This is a genomic window from Cupriavidus sp. WS, from assembly GCF_000395345.1.
Taxonomy (GTDB): Bacteria; Pseudomonadota; Gammaproteobacteria; order Burkholderiales; family Burkholderiaceae; genus Cupriavidus; species Cupriavidus basilensis_B.
The window spans coordinates 1-15,912 of record NZ_AQPL01000309.1 but is presented as its reverse complement, the minus strand read 5'-3'; the positions used below and the strand labels follow the sequence as shown (position 1 = coordinate 15,912).

Here is a 15,912-nt window from a genome sequence, read left to right as displayed (position 1 = left end):
GGTGCTTGTTTGTGGGTAGCCGGCCGGCGGCGGTGGCCGCCGCGCGGCATGGCTATTCCGGCGTGATGCCGGCCTGCTTGATCTGCGCGGCCCAGCGCAGGGTTTCCTTGTGCAGCATGGCGTCGGCCTGGGCCGGGCTCATGGTGAGCGGCTCGAAGCCTTCCTTGAGCAGGCGCGCCTTCATCTCCGGCGTGGACAGCGCCTGGTTCAGCGTGCGGTTGAGCGTGGCGATGACGTCCTTGGGCGTGCCGGCCGGCGCGCTGACGATGAACCAGGTCTCGAACGTGTAGTTGGGCAGGCCCGCCTCGGCGACGGTCGGCACGCCCGGCATCAGCGGCGAGCGCTTGGGCCCGGTCACCGCCAGCGCGCGCAGCTTGCCGGCCTGCACCTGCTGCTGCGCGGCCGACAGCACCGGGAAGCTGATCTGCACCTGGCCGGCGATGGTGTCGAGCATGGCCGGGCCGCCGCCCTTGTAAGGCACGTGCAGGATGTTGGCGCCGGACTCGGACTTGAACAGCTCCGCCGCCATGTGGAGGGTGCTGCCGGTGCCGGCCGAGCCGAAGCTCAGCTTGCCGGGCTCGCTCCTGGCCAGCGCGATCAGCTGCTTCACGTCCTTGGCCGGCAGGCTGTTGGTGACCACCAGCACATGCTGCGAGGTGCCCATCGTGCCGACCGACATCAGATCGCGCTCGGTGTCGAACGGCAGCCTGGCGAACAGCGAAGGATTGACCGCCAGCGCCACGTTGTTGATGGCCAGCGTGTAGCCGTCCGGCCTGGCCTTGGCGGCCTGGTCCATGCCGATGTTGCCGGAGGCGCCGGCGCGGTTGTCCGCCACCACCGGCTGGCCGAGCTGGCGGCCCCACGCTTCGGTGATCAGGCGCGCGGCGATGTCCACGCTGCCGCCCGGCGCGAACGGCACGATCAGGCGGATCGGGCGCGCCGGGAAGGTCTCGGCGGCGCCGGCGGGCGCCAGCGCGGCGCACAGGGCGAGCGCGCCAAGCGCGGCAGCCGGGGCCCGGCGCACGCGGCGGGCCAGGGTGGTCAACGCGCGGGTCGCGGTAAAGCGGGTCATGGTGGGTCTCCTTGGTCCGGCGGCTTGGAAACGGGACCGCTTCCGCCGCGCTGTTTTATGGAGATGCCAGTGTAACCATTGAACGCGCCGCTATAATTTCATCCACAGACTTTCATTCGGTCCTTCAGTTCACCAATTCCCGTTTGGATACCTTCTCCGATCTCGCCTTCTTCGTCACCCTGGTCAAGCGCGGCAGCCTGGCCGGCGCGGCGCAGCAGTTCGGCATCACGCCGTCGGCCGCCAGCAAGCGGCTGGCCGCGCTGGAGGCGCGCCTGGGCGTGCGCCTGCTCCACCGCACCACGCGGCGCCTGAGCGTGACGCAGGAGGGCGAGGCCTACCTGGAACAGGGCGCGCGCATCCTGGCCGAGCTGGAGGAGCTGGAGCAGGGCCTGGGCGGCAGCCGCGTGGCGCCGCGCGGGCTGCTGCGCGTCAATGCCACGCTCGGCTTCGGCCGGCGCCACGTGGCGCCGGCGGTGGGCGCCTTCCTGCTGGCCTGCCCGGAAGTGGAGGTGCAGCTCGAGCTGACCGACCGGCCGCTCAACCTGGCCGAGGCCGGCTTCGACGTGGGCATCCGCGTGGGCGGCCTGCCCGACGCCCGCCTGACCGCGCGCCCGCTCGCCCACAACCGCCGCCTGCTGTGCGCCGCGCCGCGCTACCTGGCCAGCCACGGCGAGCCGGCCTCGCCGCGCGAGCTGCAGCGGCACCGCTGCATCGTGCTGCGCGAGAGCGACGCCACCTACGGCACCTGGCACCTGCGCTCGGCCAGCCGCCAGGAGACCGTCAAGGTGCGCGGCCCGGCCAGCACCAACGACGGCGAGGTCGCGCTCGGCTGGGCCCTGCAGGGCCACGGCATCCTGATGCGCTCGGAATGGGAGGTGGCGCCGATGCTGCGCTCGGGCCGGCTGCGCCAGGTACTGGCGGAGTGGTCGACGCCGCCGGCGGACGTGTCCGCCGTGTTCCTCACGCGCGACCATCTCACCGCCAAGGTGCGCGCCTTCGTCGACTACCTGGCGCGGCATTTCGCCGCACACCGCGCGCCGGACGCGCCTTACAGCGGCTGGTAGCGGCTGGCAGCGGCGGCTGGCGGACTCAGCGCAGCAGCACGATGGCCATGCCGGCCAGCCCGCAGCCCAGGATCACCGGGATCACGCCGGCCTTGAAGCGGAACAGCGCCACCGCCGCGGCCAGCCCGATCAGCGCCGAGGGCCAGTCGAAGCGGCCTTGCAGCCCGGCCGGCCACAGCACGTGATAGGCGAAGAACACCGCCAGGTTGACGATCACGCCGACCACCGCCGCCGTGATGGCGGTCAGCGGCGCGGTGAACTTCAGGTTGCCGTGCGTGCTTTCCACGAACGGGCCGCCCAGCAGGATGAACAGGAAGGACGGCAGGAAGGTGAAGAACGTCACCACCGCGGCCGCCGCCACCGCCGAGGCCACCAGCGCGTGGGCGCCGAACACGGCGTGGGTCCAGCCGCCGACGAAACCGACGAAGGCCACCACCATGATGAGCGGGCCCGGCGTGGTCTCGCCCAGCGCCAGCCCGTCGATCATCTGCGGCGCGGTCAGCCAGTGGAAATGCGCCACCGCGCCCTGGTAGACATAGGGCAGCACCGCGTAGGCGCCGCCGAAGGTCATCAGCGCGGCCTTGGTGAAGAACCAGCCCATCTGCGTGAGCGTGCCCTGCCAGCCGTAGCGCCACGCCAGCGCGCCCAGCGCCAGCGCCCACACCGCCAGGAACACCGCCAGCACGCGCGCGAAGCGCCGCCACGAGAATAGCGCGTGCGCGGGCGTGGGCGTGTGGTCGTCGATCAGCGCCGGGCCGTGCCCGGCCTTGCCGGCGCCATGCCCGCCGCCGCCGGCGAAGCGCTGCGGCGCGATGCGCCCGCCCACGTGGCCGGCCACGGCGGCGGCCACCACGATGGCCGGGAACGGCAGCCCGAGCGCGAAGATCGCCACGAACGACGCCGCCGCGATGACCCACAACCAGCCGTTCCGGAGCGTGCGCGAGCCGATGCGCCACGCCGCCGACACCACGATGGCCGTCACCGCCGGCTTGATGCCGTACAGCACGCCGGCCACCGCCGGCACCTCGCCGAAGCGCAGGTAGATCCACGACAGCAGCATCAGGATCAGCAGCGAAGGCAGCACGAACAGCCCGCCCGCGATCACCCCGCCCCAGGTACGGTGCATCAGCCAGCCGATGTAGGTGGCCAGCTGCTGCGCCTCGGGGCCGGGCAGCACCATGCAGTAGTTGAGCGCGTGCAGGAAACGGCTCTCGGAGATCCAGCGGCGCCGCTCGACCAGGTCCTCGTGCATGATGGCGATCTGCCCGGCCGGGCCGCCGAAGCTGATGAAGCCCAGCTTGAGCCAGTACCAGAACGCCTGGCGCAGCGGGATCGGCGCCGGGGCGGCCGCGGAAGTCAGGGTGGAGGCATGCATCGTCTGTGGCGCTGTCTTGTAGGGTGTCTTGTGGGTTATCTTGTGCCTTGCCTGCGGCGGGCAGCGCGCCAACAATAGCAGAGACGCGTGACAGCCCGCGCCGGCGCGCCTGCCCATGCTGCCGGCAGGGACGAATCGCCCCGGTGGCGCCGAGCGCTGTTACGCTTGCGCCCGACGATATTTCCAAGCTGCACAGGACCGCCATGCATACCCAGGATCTCTCCCGCTGGACCCACAGCCACGTCTTCGACACCGGCAACCGCGCCGCCGAGCGCGGCACCCGCCTGGTGATGCTGATCACCGCCGCCACCATGGTCGTCGAGATCGCCGCCGGCCTGTGGTTCAACTCGATGGCGCTGCTGGCCGACGGCTGGCACATGAGCTCGCACGCGCTGGCCATCGGCCTGACCGCGTTCGCCTACGCCGCGGCGCGCCGCTATGCCGGCGACCGGCGCTTCGCCTTCGGCGCGTGGAGGATCGAGGTGCTGGCCGGCTTCGCCAGCGCCATCTTCCTGCTCGGCGTGGCCGCGCTGATGGTGTACGGCTCGGTCGAGCGGCTGTTCAGCCCGCAGGCCATCCACTACCGCGAGGCGCTGGCCGTGACCATCGCCGGCCTGCTGGTCAACCTGGCGTGCGCGCTGATCCTGGGCGGCGCCCATCACGGACATGACCACGGGCATGACCACGGACACGGGCACGGGCATGAGCACGGCCACGATCATGGCCACGATCACCACGGCCACCACGACCTGAACCTGCGCTCGGCCTACCTGCACGTGCTGGCCGACGCCGCCACCTCGGTGCTGGCGGTGCTGGCGCTGGCCGGCGGCTGGTGGCTCGGCCTGGGCTGGCTCGACCCGGTGATGGGCCTGGCCGGCGCCGCGCTGGTCGGCCACTGGGCGCTGGGCCTGCTGCGGCAGACCGGCACCGTGCTGCTGGACCGCGAGATGGACCACCCGGTGGTGGACGAGGTGCGCGAGGTGCTGGCCGGCTTCGACGACGGCCCCGAAGGCACGCGCGTGGCCGACCTGCACGTGTGGCGCGTGGGCAAGCAGAAGTTCGCCGTGATCGCCAGCCTGGTGACGCACGACGACGCGCTCACGCCGGCGCGCGTGAAGGAGGCGCTGTCCGTGCACGAGGAACTCGCGCACGTGACGGTGGAAATCCACCGCTGCGGGCACTAGGCGGCCTGCACCTCGCCGCACCTCGCCGCACCGCACTGCATCGCGCCGCCGGCGCGGCCGGCCTAGGCCATGCCGCGCTGCGCCGCCGCCACCGCCGCGGTGCGCGTCTCCACGCCGAGCTTCTCGTAGATGTGCTCGAGATGCTTGTTGACCGTGCGCGGGCTCATGCCGAGGATCTCGGCGACGTCGCGGTTGGTCTTGCCGCGCGCCACCCACACCATCACCTCCGCCTCGCGCGGCGTCAGCTCGGTCGCCGAGCCGGCCACACCGGCCACGCCGCCCTCCCCGGCGGCCTGCGCGGCATAAGCCGCCAGCTCCACCACCGTCACGCCCGCGCTCACGCCGGTCAGCCGGCGCAGCTGCAGCGCGCCCAGGCGCGCGCACTGCGGGCCGGCATCGTCGCGCAGCGACTCCAGCGCCGAGGCCAGCGGCGCCGGCAGCAATTGCCCCGGCGGCACCGCGGCCAGGCCCTGCGCGCGCAGCAGCGCCGCGGCGCTGTCGTTCATCCACATCAGTTGCCCGCCCGCGCCGGCGGCCAGCATCGGCACCGCGCTGCCCAGCACGGCCGCGCGCGCGCTGCGCGCCAGGCGCGCCTTGGCGGCGTGCGAGCGCACGCGCGCCACCACCTCGGCGATCGCCACCGGCTTGGTCACGTAGTCGCAGCCGCCGACCTCGAAGCCGCGCACGATGTGGCCGGTCTCGCCCAGGCCCGTCATGAAGATCACCGGCAGGTCGGCATGGCGGTCGACCAGCGCGGCGCAGGTGGCGAAGCCGTCCATGCCGGGCATGTCCACGTCGAGCAGCACCGCGTCGGGCTCGAAGAAGGCCAGCGCGGCAAGCGCGGCGTCGCCGCTGTGGGCGGCGTGCACGGCCATCGCCTCGCCGCCGAGCGCGCGCGCGATGAAGCCGCGCGCGTCGGCGTTGTCGTCCACCACCAGCACGCGGGTCTGCAGGTCAGGAGCGGGATTCATGGAGCGCCTCGCCTAGGGAGTGGTTGAATGCGTCGGCATTGCTGCGCGCCAGCGCCAGCATGCGGGCGGCCCACGGCGCGCTGGCGTCGGCGCCTTCGGCCAGCTCCGCCAGTTGCGCCTCGAGCGCGCGCTGGCGCCCGGTGGCGCCGAGCAGCAGCAGCTCGCGCAGCAGGTCGGCGGGCGGCGCCCGGTGCGGCGCCGATGAAGCGGTGGCGGTGGCGGCCGCCAGTGCGCGCCGCACCACCTCGATCAGCTCCGCCTCGCGCACCGGCTTGCTGACGAAAGCGAAATAGCCGTGCGTGGCGCGCGCCTCCTCGGTGTTCTCGTGCGCGTTGGCGGACACGATCACCACCAGCGGCGGCTGTGGCAGCGCGCGCAGCATGCGGCACAGGTCCCAGCCCGAGGCGTCCGGCAGGTTGAGGTCGAGCAGCACCAGTTGCGGCTGCCAGCGCTGCACCGCCGGCAGCACCGCGGCGCCCTCGCCGGCCTCGCGCACGGCCAGGCCGAGCGGCGCCAGGAAGCCGAGCAGCACGGCGCGGTGCGCGGCGCGGTCGTCCACCACCAGCACGCGCGCGTTGGCCGGCAGCGGGCTGTCCGGCGCGGCGGCGCGGCGCGCCAGCGGCGCCGTCACCGCCGGCAGGTACAGCCGCACCGCGAACTCGCTGCCGGCGCCGGGCGCGCTGCGCACGCGGATCTCGCCACCCATCAGGTCGGCCAGCAGCCGCACGATGGCCAGCCCCAGGCCGATGCCCTCGCGGTCGTCGTGGCCGCCGGCGCGCTCGAACGGGTCGAAGATGCGCGCCTGGTCGGCCGCGTCGATGCCGGGGCCGGTGTCGCTCACCACGATGGTGGCCAGCTCGCGCTGGTGCCGCACCGACAGCGTGACGGCGCCCTGCTCGGTGAACTTGATGGCGTTGCTGACCAGGTTGATGACGATCTGGCGCAGCCGCTTGGGGTCGCCGTGCACGTGCGTGGGCAGCGCGCCCTCCACGCGGTAGTGGAACGCCAGCCCGCGCGCCGCGGCCAGCGGGCGGAACATGCGCACCAGCTCGTCGAACAGGCCCTCCAGCGCCACCGCTTCCTGCGCCAGGCGCAGCTTGCCGGCCTCGATGCGCGACAGCTCCAGCAGCCCGTCGACCAGGCTGGAGAGATGCTCGCCGGCGCGGCCGATGGTGCGCACGTCCTCGCGCAGCGCGCCCGGCAGCTGCGGCGCGCGCAGCAGCAGCTGCGAGTAGCCGAGGATGGAGTTCAGGCCGGCGCGCATCTCGTGGCTCATGCCGGTGATGAAGCGGCTCTTGGCGAGGTTGGCCTTCTCGGCGGCTTCCTTGGCGCCCTGCAGCAGCGCGTCGGTGTGGCGGTGCGCGTCGATTTCCTTCTGCAGCAGCATGTTCTGCCGCTCCGACTCTTCCTGCGCCACCGCGCGGCTCTCGTTGGCCAGCACCAGCCACCACGCCGCCACCGCGGCGAACAGCAGCAGCCCGGCGAAGATCTTGACGAACAGGCCGGTGCGCGGCTGCATGGCCGCGTACAGCGAGCCGGACAACTGCTCCTGCGTGTAGAGCAGCCACAGCAGCGTGCCGAACGCGAACACCATGCCCGCCAGCACCAGGCAGAACTGGCCGATGCGGCGCGCCATCACCGGCGGCGTGCCGGCCGGCAGCACGCGCGCCAGCGCCGTGGCGATCTGCTCCTGCGCGCTGGCGCCGGGCTTGCAGCGGTCGCCGCAGCGCGCGTCGAGCGTGCAGCACAGCGAGCAGATCGGGCCGCGGTAGGCCGGGCACGCGGCCACGTCCTCCACCTCGAACGGGTTGCGGCAGATCGTGCAGCGCACGCGCTTGTGGCGCGGGCCGAAATCCACCGGCACGCGCGCGATGTAGTAGCGGCTGTGGGTAGCGAACGCGATCAGCGGCGGGAACGCGATGGCCAGCGCCAGCCCCACGCCGATCGAGGCCGGCCGCAGGGTCTCGCCGAACGCGCCCAGGTGCACCAGCATCGACAGCGCCGAGGCCAGCATCATGGCGCCGAAGCCGGCCGGGTTGATGTCGAACAGGTAGGCGCGGCGGAACTCGATGGTGCGCGGCGACAGCCCCAGCGGCTTGCTGATGACGAGGTCGCCGACGATGGCCCCGACCCACGCCACCGCGAGGTGCGCGTACAGCGCCAGCACCTGCTCGAGCGCCTCGAACACGCCCATCGCCATCAGCATCACCGCGATCAGCACGTTGAAGCCCAGCCACACCACGCGCCCCGGGTGGCTGTGCGTGAGCCGCGCGAACACGTTGGACCACGCCAGCGAGCCGGCGTAGGCGTTGGTGATGTTGATCTTGGTCTGCGACAGCAGCACGAACAGCCCGGTCAGCGCCACCGCCAGCCACGCCGGGCCGGCGCCGCCGAGCGCGCGCGCGAAGCCGGCCAGGTACATCTGCGTGGGCTCGAGCGCGTGCGAGATCGGCACCTCGGCCTGCAGCGCCACGAACGCGAGGAACGCGCCGCCCGCCATCTTGGCCGCGCCCAGCAGGATCCAGCCCGGGCCGGCGGCGATCAGCGCGCTCCACCAGCGCAGCCGGTTGCGCCGCGTCAGCTCGGGCATGAAGCGCAGGAAGTCGACCTGCTCGCCGATCTGCGCGATCAGCGCGGCGGTCACGGTGGCGGCGGCGCCGAACGCATGCCACGAGAAGCCGTCGCCCTCGGCCAGGCGCCCGTTGAACGAGAGGAAGTCGGCGTACAGGCCCGGCTCGCGCCACGCGATCGCCGCGTAGGGCAGCGCCAGCAGCAGCAGCCACAGCGGCTGCGTCCACAGCTGGAAGCGCGAGATCAGCGTCACGCCGTGCGTGACCAGCGGGATCACCACCAGCGCCGAGAGCAGGTAGCCGAACGAGCGCGGCAGCCCGAACAGCAGCTCGAACGCCTGCGCCATGATGGCCGCCTCGAGCGCGAAGAAGATGAAGGTGAAGCTGGCGTAGATCAGCGAGGTGACGGTCGAGCCCAGGTAGCCGAAGCCGGCGCCGCGCGCCAGCAGGTCCATGTCCAGGCCGTGGCGGGCGGCGTAGTAGGAGATCGGCAGGCCGGTCAGGAAGATCGCCAGGCTGACCACGCCGATGGCCCACATCGCGTTGGTGAAGCCGTAGCTGAGCGTGATGGCCGCGCCGATGGCTTCGAGCGCCAGGAAGGCCACTGCACCAAAAGCGGTATTGGCCACGCGGAAGGCGCTCCACTTGCGGAACGTCCTTGGTGCAAAACGCAGCGCGTAGTCCTCCAGGGTCTCGTCGGCAACCCAGCGGTTGTAGTCGCGCCGGATCTTGCTGATGCGCTGTACGGGCTGGCTGGCGGCGGGCATGAGGGTGGATGACTCCGGACGGTGCGGACGCGGGCCGGGCGTGGGCCGCGCTGCGCTGATGCAAGAGCTGTGCCGTGCCGGCGCCGCTGCCGAGCATGCGCAGGCGGGTACGTCGAATGACGTATGGAAGCGTGCGTTGCGCTGCACCATGATCCAGCCGCAGGGTCAATCACCGCCTTCCATCGCCATCCAACCACGCCTCCAAGGAGCGTCGATCATGCGTGACAAAGCAAAGAACGGGTCCCTCCCACCGCAGCAAACCGAAGACGGCGCCACCATCTCGCCGCAGCGCCGGCGCATGATGCAGGGCCTGGCCTCGCTGCCGGCGCTGTCGCTGGCGGGCCTGTCCGGCCTGAGCATGCAGGCGCGCGCGGCGGTGCCCACCGCGGTGGCCAACACCACCAAGCTGGCCGTCACCGATACCGAGGTCACGGTCGGCCAGCTCCATTCCGCCACCGGCACGATGGCCATCTCCGAGACCGGCTCGATCCAGGCCGAGCAGCTCGCCATCGACCAGATCAACGCGGCCGGCGGCATCCTCGGGCGCAAGATCAAGGTCATCAAGGAAGACGGCGCTTCCGACTGGCCGACCTTCGCCGAGAAGTCCAAGAAGCTGCTGGTCAACGACCGCGTGGCGGCCGTGTTCGGCTGCTGGACCTCGGCCTCGCGCAAGGCCGTGCTGCCGATCTTCGAGAAGGAGAACGGCCTGCTCTACTACCCGACCTTCTACGAAGGGCTGGAGCAGTCCAAGAACGTCATCTACACCGGCCAGGAAGCCACCCAGCAGATCATCTGGGGCCTGGACTGGGCGGCCAAGCAGAAGAACGCCAAGAGCTTCTTCCTGATCGGCTCGGACTACATCTGGCCGCGCACCTCGAACAAGATCGCGCGCAAGCACATCGAGAACTTCCTCAAGCTCAAGGTGGTGGGCGAGGAGTACTACCCGCTGGGCCACACCAACTTCAACTCGCTCATCAACAAGATCAAGGTGGCCAAGCCGGACTGCATCTACGCCATCGTGGTGGGCGGCTCCAACGTGGCCTTCTACAAGCAGCTCAAGGCCGCCGGCATCACCGCCGACAAGCAGTTCCTGCTGACCATCTCCGTCACCGAGGACGAGGTGCTGGGCATCGGCGGCGAGAACATCGCCGGCTTCTACGCGGCCATGAAGTACTTCCAGTCGCTCGACAACCCCAACAACAAGGCCTTCGTGGAAGCCTTCAAGGCCAAGTACGGCGCCAAGTCGGTGATCGGCGACGTGACCCAGGCCGCCTACCTCGGCCCGTGGCTGTGGAAGGCCGCGGTGGAGAAGGCCGGCAGCTTCGACATCGACAAGGTGGTGGCCGCCTCGCCCGGCATCGAGCTGAAGACCGCGCCGGAAGGCTTCGTCAAGGTCGACCCCAACCACCACCTGTGGAGCAAGACGCGCGTGGGCCTGGCGCAGCTCGACGGACAGTTCAAGGTGGTGGCCGAGTCGCCGCAGCTGATCCCGCCGAATCCGTTTCCGAAGGGGTATCAGTAAAGCCTGGTTGGCTCCCCTCTCCCGCTTGCGGGAGAGGGGTCGGGGGAGAGGGCCGGCGCTGGCGGATGCCGGCGTGCTGGAAAAAACCGGCGGCTTCGTTTCTCGCCTCTGCGTTGGACAAAACCGCTGGCCTCGCTTGATGTGGCTCCTAGTCAAACCGCCCCTCTCCCCGGCCCTCTCCCCGTGAGGGGAGAGGGAGGACACCTTGCTTGGGCCAGCGCTGGCGGTGTGGGCCCATTCGCCGGCTTCGTCGATCGCCCGGGGGGGGGTTCTCCCCTCTCCCGCCCGCGGGAGAGGGCCGGGGGAGAGGGCCGGGGGAGAGGGCGGAGGCCGGCCAATGCTGCCGCGCGGGACAAGACCATCGGCTTCGCTTGTTCTGCGCCCCGAAAACCGATAACCGACGCCTTCGTCCGGCGTCTTCTCTGCATTCTTTCCTTGGCGAGCGCGACATGAATCTAACCGACATGCTGAACATCGGCCTGATGCAGGGCTTTGCCGGCCTGAGCCTGTTCTCGGTGCTGCTGCTGATGGCGCTGGGCCTGGCCATCATCTTCGGGCAGATGGGCGTGATCAACATGGCCCACGGCGAGTTCATGACGATCGGCGCCTACACCATCTTCCTCGCTTCCACGCTGACCGAGCGCCTGGCGCCGTCGTGGATGCCGTTCTATTTCCCGCTGGCGATCGGCGCGGCCTTCGTGCTGGCGTTCTGCGCGGGCTGGGTGGCCGAATGGGCGCTGATCCGCCATCTCTACCGCCGCCCGCTCGACACGCTGCTGGCCACCTGGGGCCTGTCGCTGGGCATGCAGCAGACCTTCCGCTCCACCTTCGGCCCCAAGGAGGTCAGCCCCACGCTGCCGGAGTGGCTGATGGGCTCGTGGGCGCCGGCCGCGGGCCTCGACATTCCCATCAACGGCCTGTTCGTGATGGCGCTCACGCTGTTCGTCACCGGCATGGTGTGGCTGGCGCTGTACCGCTCGCGCTGGGGGCTGCGCGTGCGCGCCACCACGCTGAACCGGCCGATGGCCAACGCCGCCGGCATCAACACGCGCCGCACCGACCGCCTGACCTTCGCCATCGGCTGCGGCATCGCCGGCGTGGCCGGCGCGGCCTTCACCACGATCGGCTCGACCGGGCCCACCAGCGGCTCGCTGTACATCGTCGACTCGTTCCTGGTGGTGACCTTCGGCGGCGCGGCCAGCCTGCTCGGCACCGTGGCCTCGGCCTTCGGCATCGCGCAGGCGCAGTCGATCAGCGAGTTCTTCCTGACCGGCTCGATGGCGCGCGTGCTGACGCTGCTGCTGATCGTGACCATCCTGATGATCCGCCCGCAAGGCCTGTTCGCGCCGGCGGTGCGGCGCTGACGCACCACCGCCCTTCCACCGAACCGAACCGAACCGCACCGACTCGAACCGGACCGCCCCAGGAGCTTGTGATGTCTCCCTCCGCCCCTTCCTCTTCTCCGTCCTCCGCCGCCGCGCCGGCGCCGCGCCGCCCGTCCCTGCCGCTGCGCCTGCTGCGCAGCGAGCTCTCGGGCTACCTGCTGCTGGCGCTGGTGCTGGTGGTCATCATGCCGCTGGCGCTCGACGTGTTCCGCCTCAACCTGGTCGGCAAGTACCTCAGCTACGCCTTCGTCGCCGTCGGGCTGGTCATGCTGTGGGGCTACGGCGGCGTGCTCAGCCTCGGCCAGGGCGTGTTCTTCGGCCTCGGCGGCTATGCGATGGCGATGTTCCTCAAGCTCGAGGCGTCCGACCCCAAGAGCACCGCGATCCAGTCCACGCCCGGCATCCCCGACTTCATGGACTGGAACCAGATCACCGCGCTGCCGTGGTGGTGGGAGCCGTTCCGCCACCTGCCGTTCGCGCTGGCCGGCGTGATCGCGGTGCCGGTGGCGCTGGCCTTCGTGGTGAGCTTCGCCATGTTCCGCCGGCGCGTGGGCGGGGTCTACTTCGCCATCATCACGCAGGCCGTGGCGCTGATCCTGTCGGTGCTGATCATCGGCCAGCAGGGCTACACCGGCGGCGTCAACGGCATCACCGACCTCAAGACCATGCTGGGCTGGGACATCCGCGGCGACGGCGCCAAGGTGGCGCTGTACTTCGCCAACGTGGCGCTGCTGTTCGGCGCCATCGCGCTGTGCCGCTGGATCCAGCGCAGCAAGCTCGGCGTGCTGCTGCTGGCCATGCGCGACAAGGAAGACCGCGTGCGCTTCTCCGGCTACGACGTGGCCATGTTCAAGGTCTTCGTGTTCTGCCTGGCCGCGGCGCTGTCGGCGGTGGGCGGCGCGCTGTTCACGCTGCAGGTGGGCTTCATGTCGCCGTCGTTCGTCGGCATCGTGCCGTCCATCGAGATGGTGATCTTCGCCGCGGTGGGCGGGCGCATGAGCCTGGTGGGCGCGGTGTGGGGCACGCTGCTGGTCAACTTCGGCAAGACGTATTTCTCCGAGAGCTTCCCGGACCTGTGGCTGTTCCTGATGGCGGCGCTGTTCATCGGCGTGGTGGTGGCCTTCCCCGACGGGCTGGCCGGCCTCTACCGCAAGTACATGGCGCGCCGCGACCACGCCGCCACACCGGCATCGCCGGCCGCCGCCGGCGATGCCGGGACCACCGAAGCCGGCGCGCGGCAGCGCGCCTGAACGCGAGGAAGACGCCATGAGCAATACCGATTTCATGCTGGCGGTGGAGGACCTGACCGTTTCCTTCGACGGCTTCCGCGCCATCGACAACCTCACGCTCTACGTGGACCGCGACGAGCTGCGCGTGATCATCGGCCCCAACGGCGCCGGCAAGACCACGCTGCTCGACCTGATCTGCGGCAAGACGCGCGCCACCGGCGGCAGCATCAAGTTCGCCAACCGCGAGATGACCGGGCTGGCCGAGTACCGCATCGTGCGCGCCGGCGTGGGCCGCAAGTTCCAGACGCCCTCCATCTACGAAAACCTCAGCGTGTTCCAGAACCTCGCGGTGTCGTTCCCGCGCGGGCGCGGCGTGTTCGGCGCGCTGATGTTCCGCACCACGCCCGAGGTGCGCCAGCGCGTGGCCGACGTGGCCGCCGAGATCGGCCTGGGCGACGCGCTCGGGCGCGAGGCCGCGCAGCTCTCGCACGGGCAGAAGCAGTGGCTGGAGATCGGCATGCTGCTGATGCAGGAGCCGCAGCTGCTGATGCTCGACGAGCCCATCGCCGGCATGAGCGTGCGCGAGCGCGAGCAGACCGCCGAGCTGCTCAAGCGCATCAGCCGCGGGCGCGCGGTGATCGTGATCGAGCACGACATGGATTTCGTCAAGCGCATCGCCGACAAGGTCACGGTGATGCACCAGGGCAAGATCCTCGCGGAAGGCTCGATGGAGCAGGTGCAGAACGATCCGCGCGTGATCGACGTCTATCTCGGCCACTGATGCTGGCCACTTTACCGGAGGAAACCAGCATGCTCACAGTCGACAACGTGGTCGTGAACTACGGCCAGAGCGAGGCGCTGCACGGCGTGTCGTTCGCCGCCGCGCAGGGCGAGACGGTGGCCATCATGGGCCGCAACGGCATGGGCAAGACCACGCTGTTCAAGGCCATGATCGGCATGCTGCCGGTGCGCTCGGGGCAGGTCTGCGTGGACGGCCGCGACGTGGCCAACGACGAAAGCTACCGCCGCGTGCGCGCCGGCCTGGCCTACGTGCCGCAGGGCCGCATGATCTTCTCGCACCTGACCGTGGAGGAGAACATCCTCACCGGCATGGAGCAGGGCAGGACGCGCCGCATCCCCGAGGAGATCTTCGCCATGTTCCCGGTGCTGTTCGACATGCGCCGGCGCAAGGGCGGCAACCTGTCCGGCGGCCAGCAGCAGCAGCTCGCCATCGCGCGCGCGCTGGTGGCCAACCCCAAGGTGCTGCTGCTCGACGAGCCCACCGAGGGCATCCAGCCTTCCATCATCAAGGACATCGCGCGCGCGCTGCTGGAGATCCGCCGCACGCGCGACATCACCATCGTCTTCTCCGAGCAGGTGCTCAGCTTCGCGCTCGACGTGGCCGACCGCCTGCTGGTGATCGAAGGCGGGCGCTTCGTGCACGAGACCCAGCGCGACAGCACCGACGTCGAGCACATCCGGCAGTTGCTGTCGGTGTAGACACCTTTCCTACGCTTTCCGACCCCATCCCCTCACGCCAACACTGGAGGCATGTCATGACGGACACCCTGATCAAGGTCGACCTGGCCCAATCCCCGTACGAGAACCCCGACGTCCACAACCGCTGGCACCCGGACATCCCGATGGCCTGCTGGGTCAAGCCCGGCGACGATTTCATCCTCGAGACCTACGACTGGACCGGCGGCTTCATCAAGAACAACGACTCGGCCGACGACGTGCGCGACATCGACCTGTCGATCGTGCACTTCCTGTCCGGCCCGGTCGGCGTGGAAGGCGCCGAGCCCGGCGACCTGCTGGTGGTGGACCTGCTCGACATCGGCGCCAAGGCCGAAAGCCAGTGGGGCTTCAACGGCTTCTTCTCGAAGCAGAACGGCGGCGGCTTCCTGACCGACCGCTTTCCGCTCGCGCAGAAATCGATCTGGGATTTCCACGGCCTCTACACCTCGTCGCGCCACATCCCGGGCGTCAACTTCGCCGGGCTGATCCACCCGGGCCTGATCGGCTGCCTGCCCGACAAGGCCATGCTGGAGACCTGGAACAAGCGCGAACTGGACTTCATCGCCACCGAGCCGGCGCGCGTGCCGCCGCTGGCCAACCCGCCCTTCGCCGCCACCGCGCACATGGGCCGCCTGCAGGGCGACGCGCGCGACCAGGCCGCCGCGCACGGCGCGCGCACCGTGCCGCCGCGCGAGCACGGCGGCAACTGCGACATCAAGGACCTGTCGCGCGGCGCCAAGGTGTACTTCCCGGTCTACGTGGACGGCGCCGGCCTGTCGGTGGGCGACCTGCACTTCTCGCAGGGCGACGGCGAAATCACCTTCTGCGGCGCCATCGAGATGGCCGGCTGGGTGCACATGCGCGTGTCGCTGATCAAGGGCGGCATGGCCAAGTACGGCATCAAGAACCCGATCTTCAAGCCCAGCCCGATCACGCCGCACTACAACGACTACCTGATCTTCGAAGGCATCTCGGTGGACGAGGCCGGCCAGCAGCACTACCTCGACGTGCACGTGGCCTACCGCCAGGCCTGCCTCAACGCCATCGAGTACATGACCAAGTTCGGCTACTCGCCCGCGCAGGCCTACTCCATCCTCGGCACGGCGCCGGTGCAGGGCCACATCAGCGGCGTGGTGGACATCCCCAACGCCTGCGCCACGCTGTGGCTGCCCACGCAGATCTTCGACTTCGACATCCGCCCGAGCGCGGACGGCCCCGTCAAGCACATCAAGGGCGACGTGGACCTGCCGATCTC

12 protein-coding genes are annotated in these 15,912 nt (G+C 70.4%); 8 read left to right on the top strand and 4 right to left on the bottom strand.

The window, feature by feature from the left end; translation table 11 throughout:
* Positions 1 to 52 precede the first annotated feature (52 nt).
* The gene (locus tag K206_RS0123880; protein ID WP_020204913.1) at positions 53 to 1,072 is read right to left on the bottom strand and encodes a tripartite tricarboxylate transporter substrate binding protein; all 1,020 of its coding nucleotides are present in this window, start codon (positions 1,070 to 1,072) and stop codon (positions 53 to 55) included.
* Between the two features lie 143 nt (positions 1,073 to 1,215).
* On the opposite strand from K206_RS0123880, the gene K206_RS0123875 reads away from it, so the two are divergent.
* Positions 1,216 to 2,136 carry a LysR family transcriptional regulator gene (locus K206_RS0123875; RefSeq protein WP_020204912.1) on the top strand — a complete coding sequence of 307 codons (921 nt, stop codon included), beginning with the start codon at positions 1,216 to 1,218 and terminating at the stop codon, positions 2,134 to 2,136.
* 25 nt (positions 2,137 to 2,161) lie between these two features.
* Here K206_RS0123875 and chrA read toward each other — a convergent pair whose 3' ends face one another.
* Positions 2,162 to 3,511, bottom strand: a complete 1,350-nt coding sequence (chrA, locus tag K206_RS0123870) for a chromate efflux transporter (RefSeq protein WP_020204911.1) — start codon at positions 3,509 to 3,511, stop codon at positions 2,162 to 2,164.
* A gap of 203 nt (positions 3,512 to 3,714) precedes the next feature.
* Here chrA and dmeF point away from each other — a divergent pair, with 203 nt between their 5' ends.
* Positions 3,715 to 4,695, top strand: a complete 981-nt coding sequence (gene dmeF / locus K206_RS0123865; RefSeq protein ID WP_020204910.1) for a CDF family Co(II)/Ni(II) efflux transporter DmeF — start codon at positions 3,715 to 3,717, stop codon at positions 4,693 to 4,695.
* Between the two features lie 62 nt (positions 4,696 to 4,757).
* Here the strand turns inward: dmeF and K206_RS0123860 are convergent, their stop codons facing one another.
* Positions 4,758 to 5,666, bottom strand: coding sequence for a response regulator (locus tag K206_RS0123860; RefSeq protein ID WP_020423878.1), 909 nt, complete (start codon positions 5,664 to 5,666; stop codon positions 4,758 to 4,760).
* Complete coding sequence (locus K206_RS0123855) at positions 5,650 to 9,003, bottom strand: ATP-binding protein (RefSeq protein WP_020204908.1); 3,354 nt, start codon at positions 9,001 to 9,003, stop codon at positions 5,650 to 5,652. Before K206_RS0123855 ends, K206_RS0123860 begins: the two co-directional genes overlap by 17 nt.
* 298 nt (positions 9,004 to 9,301) lie before the next feature.
* On the opposite strand from K206_RS0123855, the gene urtA reads away from it, so the two are divergent.
* The 6 genes from urtA to fmdA form a co-directional block, all read left to right on the top strand.
* Complete coding sequence (gene urtA / locus K206_RS0123850) at positions 9,302 to 10,525, top strand: urea ABC transporter substrate-binding protein (RefSeq protein WP_052165975.1); 1,224 nt, start codon at positions 9,302 to 9,304, stop codon at positions 10,523 to 10,525.
* Between the two features lie 449 nt (positions 10,526 to 10,974).
* Positions 10,975 to 11,889, top strand: a complete 915-nt coding sequence (gene urtB / locus K206_RS0123845) for an urea ABC transporter permease subunit UrtB (RefSeq protein WP_029044011.1) — start codon at positions 10,975 to 10,977, stop codon at positions 11,887 to 11,889.
* A gap of 71 nt (positions 11,890 to 11,960) precedes the next feature.
* Complete coding sequence (urtC, locus tag K206_RS0123840) at positions 11,961 to 13,160, top strand: urea ABC transporter permease subunit UrtC (protein WP_020204905.1); 1,200 nt, start codon at positions 11,961 to 11,963, stop codon at positions 13,158 to 13,160.
* A 16-nt stretch (positions 13,161 to 13,176) separates the two neighbouring features.
* Positions 13,177 to 13,920 (top strand): urea ABC transporter ATP-binding protein UrtD, encoded by a 744-nt coding sequence (urtD, locus tag K206_RS0123835; RefSeq protein WP_020204904.1) that lies wholly within the window; start codon positions 13,177 to 13,179, stop codon positions 13,918 to 13,920.
* A 29-nt stretch (positions 13,921 to 13,949) separates the two neighbouring features.
* On the top strand, positions 13,950 to 14,639 hold the full coding sequence (gene urtE, locus K206_RS0123830) for an urea ABC transporter ATP-binding subunit UrtE (RefSeq protein WP_020204903.1): 690 nt from the start codon (positions 13,950 to 13,952) through the stop codon (positions 14,637 to 14,639).
* Between the two features lie 56 nt (positions 14,640 to 14,695).
* On the top strand, positions 14,696 to 15,912 hold a 1,217-nt coding region (gene fmdA, locus K206_RS0123825), incomplete at its 3' end, for a formamidase (RefSeq protein ID WP_020204902.1).

Excerpts from the sequence above, each read along its gene's own strand:
- urtE (WP_020204903.1), top strand. The coding sequence starts at position 13,950 with ATGCTCACAGTCGACAACGTGGTCGTGAACTACGGCCAGAGCGAGGCG.
- urtD (WP_020204904.1), top strand. The coding sequence starts at position 13,177 with ATGAGCAATACCGATTTCATGCTGGCGGTGGAGGACCTGACCGTTTCC.
- dmeF (WP_020204910.1), top strand. The coding sequence starts at position 3,715 with ATGCATACCCAGGATCTCTCCCGCTGGACCCACAGCCACGTCTTCGAC.
- urtA (WP_052165975.1), top strand. The coding sequence starts at position 9,302 with ATGATGCAGGGCCTGGCCTCGCTGCCGGCGCTGTCGCTGGCGGGCCTG.
- chrA (WP_020204911.1), bottom strand. The coding sequence starts at position 3,511 with ATGCATGCCTCCACCCTGACTTCCGCGGCCGCCCCGGCGCCGATCCCG.
- K206_RS0123855 (WP_020204908.1), bottom strand. The coding sequence starts at position 9,003 with ATGCCCGCCGCCAGCCAGCCCGTACAGCGCATCAGCAAGATCCGGCGC.
- K206_RS0123860 (WP_020423878.1), bottom strand. The coding sequence starts at position 5,666 with ATGAATCCCGCTCCTGACCTGCAGACCCGCGTGCTGGTGGTGGACGAC.
- urtB (WP_029044011.1), top strand. The coding sequence starts at position 10,975 with ATGAATCTAACCGACATGCTGAACATCGGCCTGATGCAGGGCTTTGCC.
- K206_RS0123880 (WP_020204913.1), bottom strand. The coding sequence starts at position 1,072 with ATGACCCGCTTTACCGCGACCCGCGCGTTGACCACCCTGGCCCGCCGC.
- urtC (WP_020204905.1), top strand. The coding sequence starts at position 11,961 with ATGTCTCCCTCCGCCCCTTCCTCTTCTCCGTCCTCCGCCGCCGCGCCG.